The sequence below is a fragment of the Cronobacter muytjensii ATCC 51329 genome (assembly GCF_001277195.1).
GTDB classification, from domain to species: Bacteria; Pseudomonadota; Gammaproteobacteria; order Enterobacterales; family Enterobacteriaceae; genus Cronobacter; species Cronobacter muytjensii.
In genome coordinates this window covers 2,424,851-2,447,297 of record NZ_CP012268.1, presented here as the reverse complement: position 1 = coordinate 2,447,297, position 22,447 = coordinate 2,424,851, and the positions used below count along the sequence as shown (strand labels likewise).

Annotated in this window: 20 protein-coding genes, 1 tRNA gene and 2 pseudogenes; 10 read left to right on the top strand and 13 right to left on the bottom strand. The window is 56.8% G+C overall.

The window, feature by feature from the left end; all coding sequences use genetic code 11:
• The first annotated feature begins 78 nt into the window (after positions 1–78).
• A complete protein-coding gene (gene matP, locus AFK63_RS11415; RefSeq protein WP_007717899.1) occupies positions 79–534 on the top strand; it encodes a macrodomain Ter protein MatP in 456 nt (151 codons plus the stop codon).
• A 222-nt stretch (positions 535–756) separates the two neighbouring features.
• Here the strand turns inward: matP and ompA are convergent, their stop codons facing one another.
• Both ompA and sulA read right to left on the bottom strand, forming a co-directional pair.
• Positions 757–1,800, bottom strand: coding sequence for a porin OmpA (gene ompA / locus AFK63_RS11410; protein ID WP_108695697.1), 1,044 nt, complete (start codon positions 1,798–1,800; stop codon positions 757–759).
• 358 nt (positions 1,801–2,158) lie between these two features.
• Positions 2,159–2,665, bottom strand: coding sequence for an SOS-induced cell division inhibitor SulA (gene sulA, locus AFK63_RS11405; protein WP_038863758.1), 507 nt, complete (start codon positions 2,663–2,665; stop codon positions 2,159–2,161).
• Positions 2,666–2,882: 217 nt separating this feature from the next.
• Between sulA and AFK63_RS11400 the strand changes: the two genes are divergently transcribed.
• Positions 2,883–3,497: a TfoX/Sxy family DNA transformation protein gene (locus tag AFK63_RS11400; protein ID WP_038863757.1), complete on the top strand. Its 615-nt coding sequence runs from the start codon at positions 2,883–2,885 to the stop codon at positions 3,495–3,497.
• Here AFK63_RS11400 and yccS read toward each other — a convergent pair.
• Both yccS and AFK63_RS11390 read right to left on the bottom strand, forming a co-directional pair.
• Positions 3,488–5,620, bottom strand: a complete 2,133-nt coding sequence (gene yccS / locus AFK63_RS11395; protein ID WP_144420922.1) for a YccS family putative transporter — start codon at positions 5,618–5,620, stop codon at positions 3,488–3,490. The genes AFK63_RS11400 and yccS overlap by 10 nt on opposite strands.
• Positions 5,621–5,636: 16 nt before the next feature.
• Positions 5,637–6,083, bottom strand: coding sequence for a YccF domain-containing protein (locus AFK63_RS11390; protein WP_038863754.1), 447 nt, complete (start codon positions 6,081–6,083; stop codon positions 5,637–5,639).
• Positions 6,084–6,209: 126 nt separating this feature from the next.
• Between AFK63_RS11390 and helD the strand changes: the two genes are divergently transcribed.
• Entirely contained in the window at positions 6,210–8,264 is a 2,055-nt protein-coding gene (helD, locus tag AFK63_RS11385) for a DNA helicase IV (protein ID WP_038863753.1), read from the top strand.
• On the opposite strand, the gene mgsA is transcribed toward helD, so the two are convergent.
• On the bottom strand, positions 8,265–8,723 hold the full coding sequence (gene mgsA, locus AFK63_RS11380; RefSeq protein ID WP_038863752.1) for a methylglyoxal synthase: 459 nt from the start codon (positions 8,721–8,723) through the stop codon (positions 8,265–8,267).
• A 173-nt stretch (positions 8,724–8,896) separates the two neighbouring features.
• Between mgsA and AFK63_RS11375 the strand changes: the two genes are divergently transcribed.
• Positions 8,897–9,310: a CoA-binding protein gene (locus AFK63_RS11375; protein ID WP_007717879.1), complete on the top strand. Its 414-nt coding sequence runs from the start codon at positions 8,897–8,899 to the stop codon at positions 9,308–9,310.
• Positions 9,311–9,337: 27 nt separating this feature from the next.
• Here the strand turns inward: AFK63_RS11375 and hspQ are convergent, their stop codons facing one another.
• Positions 9,338–9,655 (bottom strand): heat shock protein HspQ, encoded by a 318-nt coding sequence (gene hspQ / locus AFK63_RS11370; protein ID WP_004385415.1) that lies wholly within the window; start codon positions 9,653–9,655, stop codon positions 9,338–9,340.
• Positions 9,656–9,714: 59 nt separating this feature from the next.
• The gene (gene rlmI, locus AFK63_RS11365) at positions 9,715–10,905 is read right to left on the bottom strand and encodes a 23S rRNA (cytosine(1962)-C(5))-methyltransferase RlmI (protein WP_038863751.1); all 1,191 of its coding nucleotides are present in this window, start codon (positions 10,903–10,905) and stop codon (positions 9,715–9,717) included.
• 88 nt (positions 10,906–10,993) lie between these two features.
• Here rlmI and yccX point away from each other — a divergent pair, with 88 nt between their 5' ends.
• Complete coding sequence (gene yccX / locus AFK63_RS11360) at positions 10,994–11,275, top strand: acylphosphatase (protein WP_038863748.1); 282 nt, start codon at positions 10,994–10,996, stop codon at positions 11,273–11,275.
• Here the strand turns inward: yccX and tusE are convergent.
• Together tusE and yccA are read right to left on the bottom strand one after the other, a co-directional pair.
• On the bottom strand, positions 11,272–11,601 hold the full coding sequence (tusE, locus tag AFK63_RS11355; RefSeq protein WP_038863747.1) for a sulfurtransferase TusE: 330 nt from the start codon (positions 11,599–11,601) through the stop codon (positions 11,272–11,274). The two genes, yccX and tusE, sit on opposite strands and share 4 nt — an antisense overlap.
• 107 nt (positions 11,602–11,708) lie before the next feature.
• A complete protein-coding gene (yccA, locus tag AFK63_RS11350; protein WP_007664775.1) occupies positions 11,709–12,368 on the bottom strand; it encodes an FtsH protease modulator YccA in 660 nt (219 codons plus the stop codon).
• A gap of 259 nt (positions 12,369–12,627) precedes the next feature.
• On the opposite strand from yccA, the gene AFK63_RS11345 reads away from it, so the two are divergent.
• The 5 genes and pseudogenes from AFK63_RS11345 to AFK63_RS11325 all read left to right on the top strand — a co-directional run bounded on the left by AFK63_RS11345 (position 12,628) and on the right by AFK63_RS11325 (position 18,224).
• Positions 12,628–14,253, top strand: a complete 1,626-nt coding sequence (locus AFK63_RS11345; protein ID WP_038863746.1) for an ABC transporter substrate-binding protein — start codon at positions 12,628–12,630, stop codon at positions 14,251–14,253.
• A 157-nt stretch (positions 14,254–14,410) separates the two neighbouring features.
• A tRNA-Ser gene (locus AFK63_RS11340) sits at positions 14,411–14,498 on the top strand.
• Between the two features lie 312 nt (positions 14,499–14,810).
• A pseudogene (gene tssA / locus AFK63_RS11335) lies at positions 14,811–16,389 on the top strand (type VI secretion system protein TssA).
• 21 nt (positions 16,390–16,410) lie between these two features.
• Positions 16,411–16,866, top strand: a complete 456-nt coding sequence (gene tssE, locus AFK63_RS11330; RefSeq protein ID WP_038863744.1) for a type VI secretion system baseplate subunit TssE — start codon at positions 16,411–16,413, stop codon at positions 16,864–16,866.
• A gap of 23 nt (positions 16,867–16,889) precedes the next feature.
• Positions 16,890–18,224, top strand: a complete 1,335-nt coding sequence (locus tag AFK63_RS11325) for a VasL domain-containing protein (protein WP_053531574.1) — start codon at positions 16,890–16,892, stop codon at positions 18,222–18,224.
• A 143-nt stretch (positions 18,225–18,367) separates the two neighbouring features.
• Here the strand turns inward: AFK63_RS11325 and AFK63_RS11320 are convergent, their stop codons facing one another.
• The 4 genes and pseudogenes from AFK63_RS11320 to AFK63_RS11310 form a co-directional block, all read right to left on the bottom strand.
• Entirely contained in the window at positions 18,368–19,306 is a 939-nt protein-coding gene (locus tag AFK63_RS11320) for a cytoplasmic protein (protein ID WP_236613107.1), read from the bottom strand.
• A gap of 63 nt (positions 19,307–19,369) precedes the next feature.
• Positions 19,370–19,639 (bottom strand): annotated as a pseudogene (locus AFK63_RS21845) (IS1/IS1595 family N-terminal zinc-binding domain-containing protein); the annotation flags it as partial.
• A gap of 11 nt (positions 19,640–19,650) precedes the next feature.
• Positions 19,651–20,826 carry an anaerobic sulfatase maturase gene (locus AFK63_RS11315; RefSeq protein WP_038863712.1) on the bottom strand — a complete coding sequence of 392 codons (1,176 nt, stop codon included), beginning with the start codon at positions 20,824–20,826 and terminating at the stop codon, positions 19,651–19,653.
• Between the two features lie 108 nt (positions 20,827–20,934).
• Positions 20,935–22,407, bottom strand: a complete 1,473-nt coding sequence (locus AFK63_RS11310; RefSeq protein WP_407638553.1) for a sulfatase family protein — start codon at positions 22,405–22,407, stop codon at positions 20,935–20,937.
• Between the last annotated feature and the right edge of the window lie 40 nt (positions 22,408–22,447).

Here is a 22,447-nt window from a genome sequence, read left to right as displayed (position 1 = left end):
CAGACGGTTATTTCCCCTCAGCGAAACGAAAAAAAACTGTTATCCTGAAATGAGTTACACGGTCATCCTGAGATCGCAATGAAATACCAACAACTCGAAAACCTCGAAAGCGGCTGGAAGTGGAAATATCTGGTTAAAAAGCATCGCGAAGGCGAGCTGATAACCCGCTATGTCGAAGCCAGCGCAGCGAAAGAGGCGGTGGATCTCTTGCTGGGTATGGAAAACGAACCGGTAAGAGTGCTGGGCTGGATCGAGAAGCATATGAACCCGGCGCTGCAAAACCGCCTTAAACAGACGATTCGCGCCCGTCGTAAGCGGCATTTTAATGCCGAGCATCAGCATACCCGTAAAAAGTCTATCGATCTGGAGTTTATGGTCTGGCAGCGACTGGCCGGGCTTGCGCAGCGTCGCGGGATTACGCTTTCAGAAACCATCGTGCAGCTGATTGAAGATGCCGAGCGTAAAGAGAAGTATGAAAATCATATGTCGACGCTGAAACAGGATTTGCAGGCACTGCTGGGTAAGAAAGAGTAACGCGGGCGAGGCGCCGCAAAACGTCAGGCTGACACGCTTGCCCGGAGCATAGCGCAGCGATTGCAGGGCAAAATGTGATGCCTGCGGTGATGATAAACCCTTCCGAAAACACAACAGACGTTGATGACAGGCGCAAAGCCAGTCTCTGAACTTATTCCGGCAGAAACATGAACGCCAGAAACAAAAAACCCCGCCTGGGCGGGGTTTTTCTTAACGTATAACTTAAGCCTGCGGCTGAGTTACAACGTCTTTAACGCCTTTAACTTCGATCTCTACGCGACGATCCGGACCCAGGCAGTCGATCAGAGCTGCACGAGCTTTCACGTTGTCACAGGTGTTGCCAGTGACCGGGTTGGATTCGCCCATACCACGTGCGGAGATCTTGTTGGACGGGATACCTTTGGAGATCAGGTAGTCAACAACAGACTGAGCACGTTTCTCAGACAGACCCTGGTTGTAAGCGTCAGAACCGATACGGTCGGTGAAGCCCAGAACCACTACAGAACCGTCTTTCGGATCCAGGTTGCTCAGCTGAGAGTACAGCTGATCCAGCGCCTGCTGGCCTTCCGGTTTCAGGGTAGCTTTGTTGAAGTTGAACAGAACGTCAGACTTCAGGGTGAAGTGCTTGGTCTGTACTTCCGGAGCCGGAGCCGGAGCCGGAGCTACAACCGGAGCTGCATCTTCCTGCTGACCGAAACGGTAGGAAACACCTACGCTCAGCATGCCGTTGTCCGGACGCGCGCCAACAGTCTGTGCGTCGCCGATGTTGTTAACCCACTGGTATTCCAGACGGGTAGCGATGTCGCGAGTCATTGCCCACTCAACGCCGCCTGCGAATACAGGAGAAACGCCGGTGTCGTGGTCGTCGCCAGCGATGTTAGAAGAGGAATCAGCACGCCATACCATGCCGCCCAGACGGGTGTAAACGTCCAGATCGTCGGTTACCGGGTAACCCAGTTTAGCGGTCAGCTGTACGCCCTGAGCTTTGAAAGCGCCGTTTACAGTGTCGCCTTTATACGGCATGCGGCCCAGCCAGTCGTAGCCCATTTCGAAGCCAACGTACGGGTTAACCTGGTAACCACCGAACGCGCCTGCGCCCAGCTGGCTTTCGTGAGTCGGACCGTCGTTAGGAATAAAACCGGTATCGTGGAACTGGGACCAGCCCAGTTTGCCGCCTGCATACCAGGTGTTATCTTTCGGTGCGGCCTGCGCTACGGTAGCGAAGCCAGCCAGTGCCACTGCAATCGCGATAGCTGTCTTTTTCATTTTTTGCGCCTCGTTATCATCCAAAAAGGCCATGCGCTTTTCCGGGAGGAAAAGTTCACGGTTAAATCCTTCACCGGGGTTATAGCTCAATGGTTACTCTACCGATATTGTCGGTTTATTGATGAGCACCCTGGCGAGGTAAAGTCTACAACGTAGTTGGAAACTTACAAGTGTGAAGTCCGTCAGGCATATGAAAAAAAACAACTTGCGAAAGCAAAATTTAACATTTTTGCGGCAATTTTAAACACTCGTAAAGTGTGAAACCGGACGAAATCGCCCGTCTGGCCGTTCATTCGCCACAATCACTCTAACGCAGAGCGCGAGAACAAATCTGTACCAGGATTTATCCTAAAAACAATTAATGCACCATTCTTGAGTGAATTCTTAAGCCCGAACGTGGTCGGTCACCGGTCAGAGAGGGTTGGACAGGGCGCATTAAAAACCCCATTGCGTTTCCTTTCTCTGCCGCTTCCGTCAGACGGCGATGCTCGTCATCCGTTAAGTCATCATGCAGCCAGGCGATCACGACGCTGTAATTACCCGTTTCCATCGCACGAATCATTGAGTCGATAGTGACTTGTGGGTTCATCTGACTCACCTGCATTACTTTCGTCAGCGGTAAACCGGCGGATTCGACCCATTCACGGCTCAGACGCTGTTGCGGCGTGAGCCACAGCTGCCAGCGGGACTGCTGACCGAGCTGCTGCAACAGGGGCAGCAACACCAGTTGCGTCATCCACGGCTGATCTTCGTTGTACATCACTTCACTTATCAATCCCTTGGTTTCAGCCTGAGCTAACGCGCCTGCCGTTTCTTTTGCCAGACGACGGGAGCCATGCGCGCGATTTTGATGAGAAAAGTACATAAAGGTCCAGCCTCACTAGTTACTGTATGCATATACAGTACTGCTGGCGAGACCAAAGATCAATCTAAATTTCGGAAAGCATCTCGCAAATTTTGCATCTTATGACGTTGGAAAATGAAATTCGGATTGCTCACCGGGCGCAACTTTCATATGTTCCTGTTAAAGGAAAAGCTAATGGGATTTTTATCCGTTACTTATTGATATAAAAGGAATAATCATGGATAAAGCTTCGTCTGACACTCTGGTTCGGGTACAAAATACGCTTTCATCGCTGGGAAATGTTACTCATCGTTCGCTCTTTGGCGGCTACAGCCTCGCCATTAACGACGCCGTATTCGCCATGCTGGTGGAAGGGCGCTTGTATCTGCGTGCCAGCGATCAGAGCCGCGATTATCAACAAGCGCATAATCCGCCGATGCTGGTATGTACCCGGCGCGGTCGTCATATTAGCCTCAACTATTATCTGGCGGATGAGACACTCTGGCGCTCGCCATCAGCGCTGCGTGAGCACGCGCGCATCGCGCTGGCCTGCGCGCAGGCAGAGAAAACCGAGCGTGCCCGCGAGCGGCGCGTCAAAGATCTGCCAAACCTTAACGTTCAGCTTGAAATGTCGCTCTGGGAAGCCGGGATCCGGGATGTGGAAACGTTATGCGCCTTTGGCGCGAAGGAGTGCTGGCTGAAGTTACGCAAGGCTCGCAAAAACCTCAGCCTGCATGTGTTGTACGCGCTTCAGGGCGCCATTACCGGCACCCATGAAGCGGCGTTACCCACCCAAATCCGCGAAGAGCTGCTGGAATGGTTTATGCAATTCTCAGTACAGAATCATTCCTGAGCCAGTTGACGCTGCAGGCGGCTGATTTCCGGCAGCGGAGAGATAAGCAGTCCTATCTGCTGTAGCACCAGCGGTTCTTTACTCTCCTGGCGCGGCTCAATTTGCCCAATGCGCTGCGCCAGTTCCGCCAGCGATTGCTTCACCCGCGCGTCGTCAGCAGGCTGGTGATGAAGCGCATCATCAACGTAACAGACAGCATCGTCGAGCAGGGAGAGGATCTCCTGACGCGTTAGCTTTTCCCTGTGCGCGCCAAGCGCGGAGATATAGCTGGTAAGCGTGTGGTTAAGACACAAAAACCGGAAAGCGATATCGCGCATCTGCGCACTGACTCTGGGCTCGCTCGACATATTCGACACCACCGACGCCAGCTCCGCATCGCTGTTATGCGCATCGCGACGGGCGATACGATAGGCGAGCCGGTTGTCGCGCCCTTGATGATACTGTTCAAGGATCGCGTCGAGATAACGACAGTTGGCGTTTAGCGCGCGCTCAAGCACCGCTGGCAGCCGACGGAACCGCCAGTCGGGCCAGATAAAGCTCACCGCAAACCAGGCGATGGCGCAGCCGATTATCGTATCCACCACGCGCGGCAACGCCACTTCAAAGCCCTCGCCCAGCAGATTAAAGCACAGAAGTACCAGTAGCGTGATAAAGAGCGTGGCGTGGGCGTATTGCACGGTGCGGAAAACAAAAAACAGCACGCCGGTAATCACGATCAGCACCAGTTGCCCTTCCAGTGAAGGTACAAAATAGAGCACGGGAATGCCGACCGCGACGCCCGCCAGCGTGCCGATAATACGCAGTGTCAGGCGATGGCGCGTGGCGTTGTAGTTCGGCTGACAGACAAACAGGCTGGTGAGCAAAATCCAGTAGCCGTGATTAAGGCCGGTCAACTGGATAAAAGCGTAACCGACGCACAGTACGACGGACATCCGCACCGCGTGGCGAAACAGCGCCGACTGCGGCGTAACGTTACGGCTCAGGCGAAACCAGATATCGCTGAAGCCGTTCAGGCTGTCATCCGCCAGACGGTGTTCACTGTCACTGGCGGCAGGTTGGGTAAAGGGCTGCTCCGATTCAATAGTGGCAAGCTGCGCGTCAATGGCTTTAAGGTTGGCGACCAGAAACTGCACGGCTTTGAGCTGTGTGGCCGACCCGCCCGCCGCCGCGGTGCGATCGAGCGCGGCCTCCAGATGCGTAAATGCGCGCTCGAAACGCGGATCGTGCTGGTAGGGCTTGCGCAGCAGCACGGAACGCGCCAGTTGCTGACACGCCTGTGACTGCATGGAGAGCAAACGCTGGAAGCGGAACATCACATCGCTGTAGCGAAAGGTGTCACGCAGTGTCTGGTAATGAATATGCGAGGAGCTTGCGCGCTCGTGGATATCCTGCGCGACAAAATAATAGTGCAGCGTGCGGCGCGTGCTGCGCTGGCCGCGGTCACCGCGCAAGCGGGTCAACAGCGAGGCTTTGGTCTGATTCAGCGTGGCAACCAGCTGGCTGTTGGCCATCGCCAGCTCCAGCATCGGCACCTGACTTTCATCTTCGATATCCGGATCGAACAGCCGCGATTTAATTTCCAGATAATGCGCCAGCTGTTCATAGCAGCGGGCCAGATTTTCCTGCAACGGCCGCACCGGGAAGAGCAAATGCCCGGCGAGCGTCAGCAGGTTGTACCAGACCGCGCCTGCGAGCAGCAGCAGCGGCTGCTGGTACCAGTGCTCATAAAGCGATACCCCAAGCATGGTATAGATAGCTATCAGCAGCGCGCCGAAGGCGATAGTCGCATAGCGCTGCCCAAGCCCGCCCAGCAGAATAAAGCCAATGGTCGAAACCGTCAGCCCGGCGGCGAACAGCCACGGCCACGGGAACAGCAACTCCACCGAGGCCGAGGCGATAAAAAAACTGATAAGCGTAATCAGCAGGTTTCGCAGTCGGCCCGTCAGGCGATCGTCGAGGTCGGTCAGCGCGGCGGCGACCACGCCAAGCGTCAGCGGAATCGTCAGCTTCGCCTCGCCAAGCCACCAGGGCAGCGCCGCGGTGCCGCACAGCGCAATAAAGATACGCACGTTGGTGAGCCACGCGCTGTTCCAGGCGTGGCGGTGAAGCAGAGGGTTGAGCATCATGAGCGGCCCTGGTTTACTGGAAACGGCGGCGGGCGTTCGCGTCGCGCGCGGCCCTGGCCGTCTCCACGGAAACGACGCGGCGGCCTACTGGCCAGAGCGCAATCGCGGCGATTTTAAAATTCGCAATACCGACCGGGATCCCAATAATAGTCAGGCACTGCGCGATACCAGCGGCGATATGCATCAGGCACAGCCACCAGCCGAAAAACAGCAGCCAGAAGAGATTCAGCAGCGTGCCGCCGGTATTGAGCAGCGCATTTTTCCCCGCCGGATCAAGCTCGTCCACATGTACCGCTTCATTCCCATAGGGCAGCAGCGACAGTTTTGTAATTTCCCAGCAGGAGCGTGTCAGCGGCAGGGTGATAACCAGAACGATGCTGACAAGCGTCGCCAGCAGCCAGGAGAGGGTCGTGGCGAAACCGCCCAGCACAAAATTCAGAATATTTAAAACAGTACGCATAAAACCTCAGAAGCGTCGGCAAAGCGCCGGGATCATAACCACAACAATTGTAACGCGTTTTGGGTCTGGAGCGTGATATCGCAGGCGGGTAAACTTAGCGCTCTGACACCATTCAATGGCAGCCTCATGGAACTGAAAGCAACCTCTCTGGGTAAACGTCTGGCGCAACACCCCTACGATCGTGCGGAAATCCTCACCGCCGGGGTAAAAGTCTCTGGCGATAAGCACGAATATCTGATCCCATTTAATCAGTTGCTGGATATCCAGTGCCGCCGCGGCCTGGTCTGGGGCGAGCTGGAATTCACGCTGGCGGATAATAAAGTGGTGCGCCTGCACGGCACGGAATGGGTGGAAACCCAGCGCTTTTATCATCACCTGACAGCGCTCTGGCAGCAGTGGAGTCTTGAGATGAGCGAGGTAGCGGCGGGCGTGCTCAACGCCTGGCAGGAGAAAATCCGCAGCGGCGCAACGCATGAGAAATGGCTAAAGCGTGAAGAGAGCCAGGCGTTATGTCAGGCGCTGCGCCGTGCGTTACAGGCGCTGCCGGTGCCGACAGCGCGCCTTGAGTCGTTCGATAACTGCCGCGACGCCTGGCGGGAATGCCAGGCCTGGCTTGGAGACAGCGAGGCGAAGCGTCTCGCGCATAACCAGGCCTTTACCGACGCCATGCTGACGCGTTACGCCGATTTTTTCGCGCATATTGAAAGCTCGCCGCTTAACCCGTCCCAGGCGCGGGCGGTGGTAAACGGCGAAAGCTCGCTGCTGGTGCTGGCAGGCGCGGGGAGCGGCAAAACCTCCGTACTGGTGGCGCGCGCGGGTTGGCTTATCGAGCGCGGCGAGGCGACAGCTGAACAAATTCTGCTGCTGGCGTTCGGGCGTCAGGCCGCCAGAGAGATGGAGGAGCGGCTTCAGGCGCGTCTTAACACCGATGCGATCGTCGCGCGTACCTTTCATGCGCTGGCGCTGCATATCATCGGCCAGGGCGGGCGTAAAACGCCGCGCGTGAGCGAGCTTGAAAACGACACGGTAGCGCGCCACGACCTTCTGCTGAACGCCTGGCGCGAACAGTGCCGCGAGAAAAAAGCGCAGGCGAAGGGCTGGCGGGAGTGGCTGCGTGACGAGCTGGAGTGGGACATCGACGACGGCGATTTCTGGGAGGACGAGGCGCTTTGCAAACGGCTCGCCAGTCGTCTCGACCGCTGGCTTGGGCTGATGCGCATGCATGGCGGCTCGCAAGCAGAGATGATAGCCGCCGCGCCAGATGATGTTCGTGTGCTCTTCCAGAAGCGCGTCAAGCTGATGGCGCCGTTATTGAAAGCCTGGAAAGCGGCGCTGAAAGCCGAGGAGGCGGTCGATTTTTCGGGGCTTATCCATCAGGCGATCAGCGTGCTGGAGAAAGGCCGTTTTGTCAGCCCGTGGAAGCATATTTTGGTGGACGAATTCCAGGATATTTCACCGCAGCGGGCAGCGTTGCTGGCGGCACTGCGCCGTCAGAATTCAGCCACCAGCCTGTTTGCCGTGGGCGACGACTGGCAGGCGATTTACCGCTTCAGCGGGGCGCAACTCTCCCTGACTACCGCATTTGACGCGCATTTTGGCGAGGGCGACCAGTGCGCGCTCGACACCACGTACCGTTTTAACGGGCGCATCGGCGACATTGCTAACCGCTTTGTCCAGCAAAACCCGCATCAGCGGGAAAAACCCCTTAACAGTCTGCGTGCGGGCGACAGCAAAGCCGTCACGCTGCTGGCGCAGGAGCAACTGGAAGCGCTGCTGGATAAAATGAGCGGCTATGTGCGCCCCGACGAGCGCGTACTGGTGCTGGCTCGCTATCATCATCTGCGCCCGGCGGCGCTGGAGATGGCCGCGACGCGCTGGCCAAAACTCTCGCTGGAGTTTATGACGATTCACGCCAGCAAAGGGCAGCAGGCGGATTACGTCATTATTGTCGGTCTGAACGAGGGGCGGGATGGGTTTCCGGCGCCTGCCCGAGAATCGGTTATGGAACAGGCGCTGCTGCCTGCCACGGAAGACTTCCCTCATGCCGAAGAGCGCCGCCTGCTGTATGTGGCGCTAACCCGCGCGCGGCATCGTGTCTGGCTGCTGTATGACAACGCGGCGCCGTCGGTGTTTGTTGACGCGCTGACGCGTCTTGGCGTGCCGACGGCCCGCAAACCCTGATTATTTCAGGCGTTCTGCGAGATAACGCGGATAGTCAGGGATCAGCACATCCAGCGTGTCGCTAAAGGTCGGCGACTGGATAATAAAATCTGCCGTCGACAGGTTCGTCGCTACCGGGATATTCCAGACGGTGGCGAGACGCAGCAGCGCTTTAACGTCCGGATCGTGCGGCACGGCGTTCAGCGGATCCCAGAAAAAGATCAATACGTCGATTTTCCCTTCGGCGATCATCGCGCCCACCTGCTGATCGCCGCCCATCGGGCCGCTCAGCATCGCGTTAACCTCAAGGCCGGTCGCGCGCTGCACCAGATTGCCGGTAGTGCCAGTTGCGTACAGTGAATGATGCGCCAGCAGCGCTTTATGGCGCTCCACCCAGTTCATCAGCATCGATTTGCAGTGGTCATGCGCCACCAGCGCGATTTTCTTTTGGGCGGGCAGGGTTCGGGTTGTCAGTTCCATATCATTTTCCAGATTAAATAACTGGCTACAGATTACTGTAAGTGATGGATGCTGCAAGCGAAGCCGGTAAAAAACTGCGCCCCGTCGCATCGGTTGCGCTCAGACGCGGCGTTGCGTGGTGAGCGCGCCGCCTTTGACATACACTTTACTGGAACGTTTTGAGGGGAGAGAAAATGAAAGAAGCTGATATCGCAGAGATTTTGCAAAACACCAAAACTATCGCGCTGGTGGGCGCCAGCGACAAGCCCGACCGTCCGAGTTATCGCGTGATGGCGTATCTGCTGGAGAAAGGGTATCACGTCATTCCCGTGTCGCCGAAAGTAGCGGGGAAAACCTTGCTTGGCCAGCAAGGATACGCCACGCTCGCCGACGTGCCGGAAAAAGTTGATATGGTGGACGTGTTCCGTAATTCCGAAGCCGCGTGGGGCGTGGCGCAGGAGGCCATTGCGATAGGCGCGAAAACGCTCTGGCTACAACTTGGCGTGATTAACGAGCAGGCGGCGGTGCTGGCGCGTGACGCGGGGCTTAACGTGGTGATGGATCGCTGCCCGGCGATAGAAATACCGCGGCTAGGCCTGTTTCAGTAATAAAAAACCCGGCGTGGCCGGGTTTTTTTAGTTACGCAGGCGGGGCGCCTGGAGCTGCTGGCGAATCGAACGCGCCAGTTCATCCATAGAGGGTTGCTCCGGATGCTCCTCCTGCATTTCGCCGCTTAGCTGGGCTTCAGCAAGATAAGTATGCACGGGCTGGCCGTCGTCGTCTTCCATCACGACGTGATACCACGGCGCGGCGCGCAGCTCGGCGTTTACCGCCAGTTCATCGACTTCAGGTTCATCAAGCGAATATTCAGGGTCGATATCCACCACGACACCCAAATACCCTAACAGAGAATGACGAACCTGCTGGCCGATACCGAATTTGCTGGCAATCATTGTCACCTCCCGGGAAACGTTCATACCCTGTATATAAGGGCAGTGTATTCCTTTTCAAGTTACATGACGCGACAGGCAAACCCTTTCAGATAAAGACCTTCCGGGTAGCTGGCGATCACAGGGTGATCGGCGGCCTGACGGAACTGCTCTATAAATTGTACATCACGTCCGGCATCTGTTGCGGCGTCGGCGACGATTTTCTGGAATAAATCGGTGGTCATCAGCCCGGAGCAGGAGAACGTGAGCAGAATGCCGCCAGGGTTAAGAAGCTGAATTGCGAGCATATTAATGTCTTTATAGCCGCGGCATGCGCCATGAAGCTGGCTTTTGTTCTCTACGAATTTTGGCGGGTCCATCACGATAACGTCGAACTTCTCGCCCTGATCGCGGTATTTACGCAGCAGCTTGAATACGTCATCGCGCACGAATTCGGCTTTGCTCAGGTCGAGCTGGTTAAGCTCCACGTTCTGTTTCGCCACATCCAGCGCCTCCTGCGAGGTATCAACGCTTATCACCTGGCGACAGCCGCCCATCAGCGCAGAGACCGCAAAGCCGCCAGTGTAAGAGAAGCAGTTCAGCACGCGCTTGTCGTCGACATAGCGGCGCGTCGCGAAACGGCTGTCGCGCTGGTCAAGGTAATAACCGGTTTTATGACCGCCTTTAATATCCACCAGCAGCTTCATGCCGTGCTCTTCAATCGCCAGCAGATCCGGCGGCACCTCGCCGCTGATCGGGCCCTGCGCAAGCTCCATGCCTTCTTTTTTACGTACCGCGACGTCCGAGCGATCGTAAATCGAGCATTCTGGGTAGAGCGACTGCAACGCCGATACCAGCGCCGGGCGCTGATATTCCGCACCGGCGGAGAGCAGTTGCAGCACGAGGAAATTGCCGAAACGGTCAATCGTCACGCCCGGCAGGCCGTCCGATTCACCGGCGATAAGGCGATAGCTGTCGAGCCCGTCTTTTTGCGCCAGCCAGTCGCGCCACTGCTGCGCCTGAGCCAGGCGACGGGTGAAAAAGGCGATGTCGATGGTTTCATTCGCATCAAACGTCCAGACGCGCGCGCGGATCTGCGAGGCCGGGGAGAGGGCGGCGCGTGCTAACCATTTTCCCTGATGGTCGACGATGTCGATGGTTTCACCTGGCGCGGCTTTACCTTCCATACGCGCGACGGCGCCGGAAAAGACCCAGGGATGGCGGCGCAGGAGAGACTTCTCGCGCCCTTTGGCTAACACTAAACGTACGCTCATAATTTGCTATTCTGTGAATCAAAGAAAATGGGCGCCATTCTCCCGACTTCAGCCGGGAAATGCAACGCTACCGCAAAGGAGAACCGCTATGACTCAACAATGCACGATGGCCTGGGTACACGGCCGGGTACAGGGCGTCGGGTTTCGCTACACTACCCAGCACGAGGCGACGCGACTGGGCCTGACCGGCTACGCACGTAATCTTGACGACGGCAGCGTGGAAGTGCTGGCCTGCGGCGAGGCCGGGCAGGTGGAGAAGCTTATCGCCTGGCTAAAAGCGGGCGGGCCGCGTAGCGCCCATGTGGAGAAGGTCCTGACGGAGCCGCATTCGCCCGCTGAAGATTACCGGGAATTTCGCATTCGCTATTAAATGCACTTCACGGGTTTCGGCAGGCCGGCGATTTTAGTGGCCTGCTTCGCCGGGCCTTTCGGGAACAGGCGATAGAGATAGCGGCTGTTGCCTTTCTCTTCGCCGAATTTCGTCGCCATTGCTTTGACCAGCATGCGGATAGCGGGCGATGTATTAAATTCGATATAAAAATCGCGTACAAAGCGCACCACTTCCCAGTGCTCCGGCGTTAGCGTAATGCCTTCTTTTTCGGCGATAACCTCCGCCAGCCCTTCGCTCCAGGCGTCGAAGACTTTCAGATAGCCTTCAGCGTCGGTTTCAAACTCTTTACCATCAAACGTCAACATACCGATTCTTGCCCTGTTACTGATTGCGCGCAGTGTAGCAAATTCCTGGCGCCAGAAAAAACAAAGCCCCGCACGGGGCGGGGCTTAAGCGCAGCGTTGGCTAACCGTTAGTCGCGGCTCGCGAAGCCCAGAATGCTCAAAAGGCTCACAAAGATGTTGTAGAGCGAAACATACAGGCTGACGGTCGCGCGAATATAGTTGGTTTCGCCGCCGTGAATGATATTGCTGGTTTCAAACAGGATGGCGCCTGAAGAGAGCAGAATAAACACGGCGCTGATCGCCAGGTGCAGCGCAGGCAGCTGTAAGAAGATGTTCGCAACCATGCCGATCAGCACGACGACCACACCCGCCATCAACATACCGCCCAGGAAGGACATATCCTTGCGGGTGGTGAGCACATAGGCGGAGCAGCAGAAGAACACCAGCGCGGTGCCGCCGAGAGACAGCGCGATAAGATCGCCCATCCCGGCAGAAAGATACGCATTAAGCATCGGCCCCAGGATATAGCCCAGGAAGCCGGTGAAGGCGAACGCCGCGATGATACCGCTTGGCTTATTGGCCAGACGGTAGGTCAGGAACATCAGACCGTACATGCCCACCAGCGTCAGGATCAGGCCCGGCGAAGGCAGTGCCAGTACGGTGCTGGCGGTCGCGGTGATCGCGGAAAACGCCAGCGTCAGGCTCAGCATAAAATAGGTGTTACGCAGAACCTTATGGGTGCTAAGCAGCGACTGTCTGTCGCGCGCAGAGGTAATTAAGCGATCCATGAGTAGTCTCTCATTACAGGTATTTAGTTTCCGAGCATAGAAGGTTGCACGCAACGGGAAAAGGGCTTTTACCCATCTTTACGCTGCTTTATTTCTCTAAAAACAAGGACTCAGAAAACGCATTTATATCATAAAAAACGGTCGGCTCCGGCGTGCTTTCAGATCCCCCTCTTATATATGACGTAAAACCGTTGCGCGAAAGCCGGCGCGCGTCTATCTGTGTTAACGACATATCACAACAACACACAAGGCGTGGAAAATGAACGTGAAACAGAAAGCTCTGTCTTTTTCTCTCATCGCTGCCGTCATTTCGGGCGCATGCGCGACGGCGTATGCGGCGCAGGTGCCGGCAGGCGTTGAGCTTGCTGCAAAACAGGAACTGGTGCGCAACAATGGCAGCGAACCTGCCTCGCTCGACCCGCATAAAGTAGAAAGCGATGTCGAATTCAATATCATCAGCGATGTTTTCGAAGGGCTGGTGGCAGTGCGTAAGGATGGCTCCATTGAGCCGCGGCTTGCGCAAAGCTGGGAAAACAAAGACAACACCGTCTGGACGTTTCATCTGCGCAAAGGCGTGACCTGGTCCGACGGCGAGCCCATTACGGCGGAAGATGTGGTCTGGAGCTGGCGTCGTCTGGTTGACCCGAAAACCGTCTCGCCTTACGCCAGCTTTCCCGGCAACATGAATATTGAAAATGCCGCTGAGATAGCGAATGGCAAGAAACCGGCGGACACGCTGGGAGTCAAAGCGCTGGATGACAACACAATCCAGGTCACCCTCACGCAGCCCACCGCGGCGTTCCTGTCGATGCTGGCGCACCCGTCGCTGGTACCCATCGATAAAACCGCCGTTGAGCGTTTCGGCGATAAATGGGCGCGTCCGGAGCATTTTGTTTGTAGCGGCGCGTATAAAGTCATTGACTGGGTGGTCAATGAAAAGATTGTAGCCGAGCGTAATAAACGCTACTGGAATGATAAAGAGACGGTGATTAATAAGGTCACTTACTTGCCGATCGCCGCTGAAACCGCAGATCTGAACCGCTACAAAGCGGGTGAAATTGACATCACCAGCACCGTGCCACTCAATCAGTTCGCGCAGCTGAAAAAAACGATGCCGGAGCAGGTGGACGTCTCGCCACTGCTTGGCACCTATTATTACGAATTCAATACCAGCAAAGCACCGTTTAACGATCCGCGCGTGCGCCGTGCGCTCAACATGGCGCTCGATAAAAATATCATCGCAGCGAAAGTGCTGGGGCAGGGGCAGCGACCGGCGTGGGTGGTCAGCCAGCCGGAGATTGGCGGTGTAAGCATCACTCCGCCGGAATATGCCAGCTGGCCGCTGGAAAAACGTATCAGCGAGGCGAAAAAACTGCTGGAGGCGGCGGGCTTCAACGCACAGCATCCGCTCACGTTTAACTTGCTTTATAACACGATGGAATCGCACCAGCGCATCGCCATTGCGGCGAGTTCCATGTGGCAAAAAAATCTCGGCGTGGTGGTAAAACTCCAGAACCAGGAGTGGAAAACCATGCTTGATAACAAACACACCGGTAACTTCGACGTGGTGCGCTACGCGTGGAACGCCGATTATGACGATGCCTCGACATTTCTGAACAACTACCGCACCGGTGACAGCCAGAACACCTCACGCTACACCAACAAAGCCTATGACGAGGCGCTCGCGAATGCGGCGAAAGCGGCTGATGTCACCGCGCGTGGGACGTTTTATCAGCAGGCGGAAACCATTCTGGCTGACGACGTGCCCGCGATTCCGGTTTACCACTATGTTCGCACCCACATGGTGAAGCCCTGGGTTGGCGGTTTTTACTCCAGTAACCTGGGCTTTTATTACACCAAAGATATGTACATCAAAAAACATTAACCCCGGGCGAGCGCCGTAAGGGTCGGTAAAAATGCTGCAAATGTGATCGTTGTGCCGATATTTCAGTCGATTAGCGCGCTTTTGGCTGTTTTTAAGGCAATCGAACACATTCGGGCTTTACACGGCGCAGGGGGATGTTTATAGTTCGCGTCATTGCGGAAGTGTGGCCGAGCGGTTGAAGGCACCGGTCTTGAAAACCGGCGACCCGAAAGGGTTCCAGAGTTCGAATCTCTGCGCTTCCGCCAACCAATTTAAGGGGATGCCGAAAGGCGTCCCCTTTTTCATTTGGAGAGTTTCTTTCCGCGCTTTCTGGCGTTTCCTGTCAGGCGTTTCTTAACGTCTTCCTGCAAGTTTGTTACCAAAGACAATTCCTGTGTCGCGCAAAGACAACGTGTGCGCGCGCTAACGCGCGCGCTGTCCGTATAGTCTGTTACATCTGCCTGACGCCTTGCGCTTGTCAGCGCCTCGTCCGCGCGTAGCATCTGCTGCTCAGTGAACTATTCCGCCGCGCGGCGGCGGGGCAGAGCTATCACCGGCGGGTTTCAGGGAGAGAAACAATGGCATCGCTGCAAACGGTTATAGAAAGTTGTCAGGCGAGCGCGGAGGAACTGGCGCCGCAGGCGCAGCAGCGCCTCGCGCTGTGGGAAAAATGGCTGCAACCTATTTTCGACCATAATCCCACCGGCGACGATCCGGGTTACAACGACGATTTCCAGCAGATCCGCGAAGAAGTCAATAAACTCTCCGGCGCGGATACCACGCGGGTCGGCGCGCTTGCGGAAAAAGTCCTGATGACTGCCGCGAAAGATCTCCGCGTCGCCACTTATTATGCCTGGGCGCGGCTGCACCGCGACGGCGAGGCGGGCTTTGCCGAAGGGCTGGAGTTGATAGCCGCGCTGCTACAGCGTTTCGGCGCAACGCTTCATCCGCAGCGTGCGCGACGTCGTCAGGCGTCGCTTGAGTGGCTCGCGGGTTCACGCGTGCTCGACAGTCTTTCTGTCTGGCCCGAAGTCACCCGTGAAGATGCCAGACGTACCGCAGGCGCGCTGCTCCTGATTGACCAGGCGCTGGCGCACGACGAGGCGGCGGCGCGCCCGCAACTTGCCGCGCTCTATGGCGCGCTGGAGGCCCGGCTGATGAAAGCGGGCGGCGTTGATGCCGTTGTGCCCCAAACCACCAGCGACGCCCTTGCCACCCATGCCGCGCCGGCCATCAGCGCGATCGCCTCAGGGCGCGATCTGCTGGATCAGGGCCGCCTGCTTGCCGACTATTTGCGCAATCAGCCCGACGGCTGGCTTGCCGCGCACCGGCTGATGAAATGCCTGCGTCACGACACACTCCACCAATTGCCGCCGCTGTCAGACGACGGGCGCACCCGCATTGAGCCGCCAAAGGCCGACCAGCGCGCTGCTAAAACGCCTCTGGCTCCAGCAGAGCTGGCCCGAGCTGCTGGAGCAGGCAGACAGCCTGTTTTCACGCGGCGCTAATCATCTGTGGCTTGATGTGCAGTGGTATACCCACGAAGCGGTGCTGAAATCCGGTCAGGAGACGCTGGCGGGGATTATTCGCGCCGATCTGAATGGCCTGCTGAACCGCCTGCCGGGTCTTGAGACGCTGGCGTTTAATGATGGCACGCCGTTCGCCGATGAGGTGACGCAGCACTGGATCACGCAGCAGGTACGGGAGGCGTCGCCCGGTCAACATGAGATGCCTGCTGCCGACACATGCGGCGCGGGCGACGACGAGGTGCTACAACTGGAGCCGGAAGCCATTGCGCTCGCTGACAGCGAAGGCGTTGACGCCGCGCTGGGCTGGTTACAGAGCCGGCCATCGTTGACTTCAACGCGTCAGCGCTGGCTGCTGCGTCTGCTGATGGCGCGTCTTGCCGAGCAATACGGCAAAAATGAACTGGCGCTGCATCTGCTGGCTGAACTGCAAACAGCGGCCTCGGCCATGACGTTGCCGCAATGGGAGCCTGCGCTGCTGTTCGAGGTGAGCGCCCGGCGGCTGCGGCTGCTGCGCATGAAGGCCGGGCGCAGCGATACGGATAAAGCGCGCCTGCATGCGGATATGGAACAGCTGCTCGCGACGCTTATCGCCATTGACCCGGCGCGCGCCGCTGTTTTGTGTAGTTAAGCCTGTTCAGGGAAAAAAAACATGCCCGAAAGCCATCACACGCCCTCGCTTTATGAAATCCTCTACGGTAATTTCGCAGGTGGGCTGGCGCTGCATGACGTCAGCGAGGAAAACCAGGTCATCCTGTCGGTGCTCGACAATATGCAGCGTATCCTCAATACCCGCGCCGGTAGCCTGAAGCATCTGCCGGACTACGGCCTGCCGGATATGACCAAAATCCTCCAGGGAATGCCCGGCACGGCGCATGAACTTATCAGCACACTCTGTGCCGTGCTGCTGAAATATGAGCCACGCCTCAAGCGCCTCAACATCGCGCTGCTGGCGCAAACCACACCAGGCGAGCTGCGCTACGCCATCGACGCCGAGCTGAAAGGCGTCGGGCTGGTGCGCTACGGCACGGAATTTATGCCCGAAGGGCGGGTACTTATCCGCCATCTTAAACAACAGCAATTAATGGATAACCGGGCCGCCCTCTGAGCGGCTTTTCCGACAGGGATATCATGAACACCCCTTCTGAACGACATCTCAAAACCGGCGGCGATCCGCGTCTGCTGCCGGACTACGCCGCGCTGCGCGAAGAGCTCAGCAAACTCACGCACCCGGCGCGCCCCGATGTGGACTGGCGACGGGTCGAACAGTTATCGCTCTCCCTCTTTGAGCGCAACGGCGTCGAACTGCAAACCGCCGTCTGGTATACGCAGGCCCGCCTGCGCCTGCTGGGCTTGCCTGGCCTCAACGAAGGGCTGGCGATTCTGGCGGCGCTTATCGCGCACCAGTGGGGCAACCTGTGGCCGCAGCCAGTACATGCGCGTATGGAGATCTTAAGCAGTTTCAGCCAGCGCGTGCAGCAGACGCTGCGCACCTTGTCGCTGCGCTATGCCGATCTCGGCGCGCTTTATCAGGCGGAGCAGTATCTCTCGTCAATGATTGCAGTGCTGGCGCGCCTTGAGCTTAAGCATGTGAGCCAGATGGACGCGCTGCGGGCGCAGTTTCAGCAGGCCGCAGCGCGGCTGGAGAGCGAAACAGGCGAGGGCGACGCGCGGGCGGCGGATGTCGCAACGCCGCCGTGTGATGAGTCTTCTGACGATGCGCGCCGTGTTTATGTCGCCGCAAGCCTGGCGGCATCGCCGGAAATGCCGCGCCGCGCTATCGATAAAACTCGCCTGAAACCTTTCCTTGCCGGCATGCTGACCATGCTGGTGGCAGGCGGCGGGGGGCTGCTCGGCTGGCAGGCGTATCAGCGTCCCGACCCGCTGGCGGCGCAGGTTGCGGCGTCGCTGGATGCATGGCCGAAAGTGGCGACCGGCGCCGTACTGACGCCTGAGCGCGGGCGCAGGCTCGCTCCGCAGACCGTTTTCGCGCCCACGCGCCAGCGTCTGGACTGGCTTGCGCGTCTGCCGCCGGATCGCAATATTCGCTACGGTGGTGAACTGGTGCGCCAGGCGGACGCGCTCTGGCCGCAAAACCCGCAGGCGCAGGCGCTTGCGCGTCGGTGGCGTCAGCAGATGAGCGCGGCCGCGCTGCCTTTACAACATCTGGATGGCTGGCATCAGGGCATGACGCAGCTCGATCAGCTCGCCGCGCGGCTCAACGCGCTGGATGAGCGGCGCGGCAAATACCTGACAGGCAGCGAGCTTAAAACCATGGTGTTTAACATTCGTCAGGCGTTTGACGCGATGCCGCCTGCCGAGGAGCTGCTGCGTCGGATGGCGGCGCAGCGTCAGCAAGGCGCTGTTCCCGAGGCGCTGCGCGTTGAGACTGAAAGCCGTCTCAGTCAACTGCTTTACCGGTACGTGTTGCTCACGCCTGATACGCCTGACAACACCGCGCCGTAACGTGCGGTATGTCTGTGCAGGGTAAGACGCAGCAGAGAAAGACACCCGTCGCGCACTGGTTAAGGTTTTTTGTCTGTTCAGCGCGTAAGACGCCGCTAAACGACGCAGTGACGGCTTAAAAGCGAATTGATCCCGAAGCGGCGCTACTCTCGGCCCTGGTTGTATTCCGCTACCAGACATTCCAGCGCCGCGCTGACGTTCGCCGGCGAAAGGCGTACCAGCTGCGGGTAAAAAGGGTGGCGATACACAAAATCGATAAAACGCCGCGCAGGCTGGAGCGTGGCGTCGCGTAACTCACTGAGACGCTGCGCGCCGGTCAGGCTGCATACGGCCATTTGGTAGTCGGGTTGAGAAAACGTGCGCCAGATGTCGTTCCAGATAATATCGGACGCAATCACTTCAGAGCGATACGGCTGCTGCGGCACGCGTTTTCCTGCTTCGTGAACAAAAGCGATATGGCAATGACCACTCAGGATCTCCTCCCGGTTTGCCATCAGGCAACCCCCATAAAGGAAACATTCATGCTCAAGATAATGGCGGGTATACAACGCGGCGTTGTCGGTCAGCGATTTAACGACTTCAAAATGGCGGTAAGCAGCAAGTACCGGCTTAACCACAGTGCCGGCATCGTTAACTTTTAAGCGCGCAGCCCCATAACGGGTATCGAAAAGAAGATCGCGCCGCCTTATCTGCCTGTCTTTCGCGAAGATCCTGGCGATAAGATTTTCGTTATCGATGTGTTCTTCTTTATCAGCGCGATAACGGTAATTTTCCGGGATTGCAGCGCCGGGCGGCGCATAGTTGGTTGTCAGCGCGATAACCTGATGGCTCGCTTTCTCGGCGGTTACCACGACGTAAAGGCGGTTAGCGGAGTGATTAAAGCCCAGCGTAAAGGTGGCGGTCGCGAAAACCGGATTCAGGGAGCAGACGTGAACTGAGGCAGACGCAATACGGGCGGCAAAAGCCAGTTGATGAAGCGCACGCCCGAAGGTTTTATTGCTGATCCCACTGGCTGCGCGAAAGTCATACAGCCGCCCGCCTGTACGAATCAATTGCGCGAGTGGTAAAAGGTGAGGGGCCACGTGCGCCTTCTCATACCAGACAAATGTAGAGCGACAGCCTGTACAAAGCAGGCGCTGTCGTCCATTTTCGGCATAGCCGTTACGGATCAGGCTGTTGCGTCCCCCGCAGCGTGGACAGGCCCGGATCACGCCCTGATAGTTTCTGTTTACCTCAGCCTTAAATGCATTCAGCGCGGCTGCGCTAATCACCGGAAAGGGAAAACCACACGCCTGGCAAAGGATGTTTTCGCCGCGCTGCAAATAAGAAGGGCTGCCCAGAACACCAAAATTCTTGCAGCCAAACGTCTTACAGGCGTTCACATTGCTGGTCCGAAAAAGCGCGGCAGCCTGCATTATCGAGCCTTTCAGGCGATCAGCCATTTTATCTCCGCCGGGGAGCGTCCGCTTTGTGACAGCGTTTTCAACATCAGCATATAAGGGTTGATGTAACTGAAAAACGCCTGATACCCCTCACAAAACCAGTTGCGGTTTAGCTTGCCCTCCGCAGAGGGCAGAATGCGGTGTTTCGGGCAGCCGCCGTAACAGGCAAACCGGTAAGGGCAACGGTGGCATTCAGCCGCCATAGCATGTGCTTTCGCGCGTGAAAAAGCCTGGTTTGCATCGCCGTCGCGGAGTGCGGCAAGCGGGGTGGAGTGGATATTGCCGAGTTTATAGCGGGGCCAGACATAATGGTCGCACTGATACACATCACCGTTCATTTCCATCGCCAGTGCGCTGCCGCAGCGCTCTGCGAAAACGCAAATTTGCGCAGGCAGGCCGCACCAGGCGGCGAACGCCTGATCAAAAAGCTGAATGCTGATGTCGCCAATATCCCGCCGTATCCAGGTGTAAAAAATCGTTTTTAAAAAGACACCGAAGGCATCACCGGGCACTGACCAGGGCGCAATAGCGGCGTCTGCCTGATCGTCAGGGGACACCAGAACGCGGTTTTCGCCTGCCAAAGCATGACGCTCCAGCAGAGGAATAAACTGCATATCGCGACTGCCGATGCTCCGAAGGTAGTCATACACGCGCAGCGGATGGTGAACGTTAATATTGTTCACGACCGTCAGGGTATTGAATTCAATATGGTGCTTTATAAGCAGACGAACCGCGTTTTCCACGCGGTCGTGCGTCGGTTTCCCGGAGCGGGTTTTACGCCATGCATCGTGCAGCTCTGCATCGCCATCAATGGAAAGACCGATTAAAAAATGATGTTTGCTTAAAAAGCGGCACCATGCGTCATTGAGTAACAGCCCGTTGGTTTGCAGCGTATTGATTATCCGTTTTCCGCAGGAATATTTTTCCTGTAAAGCAACGGCGCGCTGATAGAAATCGAGACCGGCAAGGGTTGGCTCACCGCCTTGCCAGGCGAATATGACCTCGTCGGTCTGCTGCGCTTTAATATGTTGTTCAACGAATAATTCAAGGGTCGCGTCATCCATACATTTTTGTTGGCGACCCGGATAAATCTGCGCTTTTTCGAGGTAAAAGCAGTAATCACAGTTTAGATTACAGGCCGCGCCCACCGGCTTGACCATGACATGGCAGCTTTTCTTTATCACTGTATTTTCTCTCACAGGAAAACTCTGCGGCGATGCTGAACCACCACGCCGCAGAGCAGGTGGGTAAAACCTGAGCAGCGAAACTTAATTCCAGTCAACCGGCTCAGGTTTTTCTCCACGGGCGCGCATCAGCGAATCGTTATCGATATCGTTTTTATAGCGCGTAAAATCTGCAATGAGTTGTTTCTCAAGGTCTGGTTGTTTGCCAAGCAGGTTATTGACCTCGCCAGCATCCATTTTCAGGTTATAAAGGTATTTCGGTTTAGCGTTACGGTCGAAAATCATTTTCCAGTCACCTTCCCGGATGGCCCACATATCCGTCGGATCGTCCTGAAAAGGCATATCAATTGACCAGATAAGCGGTTTCTGACGCGTAAGCGTTTTCCCTTCCAGTATGGGCCTGATTGATTCGCCATCGATAACGCGATCGGTTGGTAAAGGAAAGTGCAGCATGTCAGCAAGCGTCGGCAGCACATCCAGCCCGGTAACGGGTGAGTCGGACACCGTTCCCGCTTTAATATGGCTCCCGTATTTGATAATGGCTGGTACGCGGATACCGCCTTCCCAAAGATTATCCTTCCGGCCCCGTAATCCGTTGGTTTCGCCTGCCATATTTAACTCATACCATTTGCGCGCTTCCCGCGTGACCGGCCCATTGTCGCTGGTAAAGAGGATAATAGTGTTATCCTCTTCCCCCATTTCCTTAATTTTTGCGACGACTTTACCGACCTGTTCATCGAGGTAACTGATATTCGCGTAATATTCACCCGTGCCCCGCCAGGGTTTATCCGCCCAGTCGGCATAAAAGAGATCCTGATGCTGGCGTTCATATTCCGACATATAGCTTTTGTACATATCGAGATATTTTTGCGGGGAGGCGAGCGGGGTATGAACTTCGGTAAACGCGACGTATAAGAAGAACGGTTTATTGTCTTTGCGGCTGTCGAGCCAGTGAATCGCCTCGCTGCTAACCAGTTCACCGCTCATCTGTTTAACCGTGCCGATGGGTTGACCATTACGATAAAAACCGTTGGGATACACCACGCCATAGCGCGGGCGCGTTTTTACTTTATCGAGATCGCTTGTGACAAAGCCTGCTGCGTTCACCAGAGAATAATCAAAACCCATATCTTTGGCCTGCGGCTGATCGGTACGGTCAGCGCCCGCATTTAAATGGAGCTTGCCCATCATCGCTGTGTCATAGCCCTGCTCTTTTAAATAGCTGGCGATCGTTTTTTCATTACGGCCCAGCGCCACATTTTTTCCACCGGAAGGGATCCAGGAGCGAATCCCGGTACGAAACGGCGTGCGCCCCGTTAATAAACCCGCCCGTGAAGGCGAACAGAGCGGGGCCGGGGCGTAATATTCCGTAAAGCGCATACCCTCCTGCGCCAGGCTGTCGATATTGGGCGTTTTGACAATCGGATGCCCATAAACGCCGGTATCACCGTAGCCAAGATCGTCCGCCATAATAATAACGACGTTAGGCCGTTTAACGGTAGTGTCAGAGCCCGGTGTCGGGGCAGGAGATTGTGCTCCGGCGCTGGCGGCCAGCATCAGGCTCACCAGGCTTGTCAGCATTCGCTTTTGCATAATG

Bases quoted from the DNA above. Each gene is read 5' to 3' on its own strand.
- AFK63_RS11315 (WP_038863712.1), bottom strand. From the start codon at position 20,826: ATGGTCAAGCCGGTGGGCGCGGCCTGTAATCTAAACTGTGATTACTGC.
- mgsA (WP_038863752.1), bottom strand. From the start codon at position 8,723: ATGGAACTGACAACCCGAACCCTGCCCGCCCAAAAGAAAATCGCGCTG.
- matP (WP_007717899.1), top strand. From the start codon at position 79: ATGAAATACCAACAACTCGAAAACCTCGAAAGCGGCTGGAAGTGGAAA.
- tssE (WP_038863744.1), top strand. From the start codon at position 16,411: ATGCCCGAAAGCCATCACACGCCCTCGCTTTATGAAATCCTCTACGGT.
- AFK63_RS11400 (WP_038863757.1), top strand. From the start codon at position 2,883: ATGGATAAAGCTTCGTCTGACACTCTGGTTCGGGTACAAAATACGCTT.
- AFK63_RS11345 (WP_038863746.1), top strand. From the start codon at position 12,628: ATGAACGTGAAACAGAAAGCTCTGTCTTTTTCTCTCATCGCTGCCGTC.
- AFK63_RS11310 (WP_407638553.1), bottom strand. From the start codon at position 22,407: ATGCTGGCCGCCAGCGCCGGAGCACAATCTCCTGCCCCGACACCGGGC.
- yccA (WP_007664775.1), bottom strand. From the start codon at position 12,368: ATGGATCGCTTAATTACCTCTGCGCGCGACAGACAGTCGCTGCTTAGC.
- AFK63_RS11325 (WP_053531574.1), top strand. From the start codon at position 16,890: ATGAACACCCCTTCTGAACGACATCTCAAAACCGGCGGCGATCCGCGT.
- tusE (WP_038863747.1), bottom strand. From the start codon at position 11,601: ATGTTGACGTTTGATGGTAAAGAGTTTGAAACCGACGCTGAAGGCTAT.
- helD (WP_038863753.1), top strand. From the start codon at position 6,210: ATGGAACTGAAAGCAACCTCTCTGGGTAAACGTCTGGCGCAACACCCC.
- yccX (WP_038863748.1), top strand. From the start codon at position 10,994: ATGACTCAACAATGCACGATGGCCTGGGTACACGGCCGGGTACAGGGC.
- hspQ (WP_004385415.1), bottom strand. From the start codon at position 9,655: ATGATTGCCAGCAAATTCGGTATCGGCCAGCAGGTTCGTCATTCTCTG.
- rlmI (WP_038863751.1), bottom strand. From the start codon at position 10,905: ATGAGCGTACGTTTAGTGTTAGCCAAAGGGCGCGAGAAGTCTCTCCTG.
- ompA (WP_108695697.1), bottom strand. From the start codon at position 1,800: ATGAAAAAGACAGCTATCGCGATTGCAGTGGCACTGGCTGGCTTCGCT.
- yccS (WP_144420922.1), bottom strand. From the start codon at position 5,620: ATGCTCAACCCTCTGCTTCACCGCCACGCCTGGAACAGCGCGTGGCTC.
- AFK63_RS11390 (WP_038863754.1), bottom strand. From the start codon at position 6,083: ATGCGTACTGTTTTAAATATTCTGAATTTTGTGCTGGGCGGTTTCGCC.
- sulA (WP_038863758.1), bottom strand. From the start codon at position 2,665: ATGTACTTTTCTCATCAAAATCGCGCGCATGGCTCCCGTCGTCTGGCA.
- AFK63_RS11375 (WP_007717879.1), top strand. From the start codon at position 8,897: ATGAAAGAAGCTGATATCGCAGAGATTTTGCAAAACACCAAAACTATC.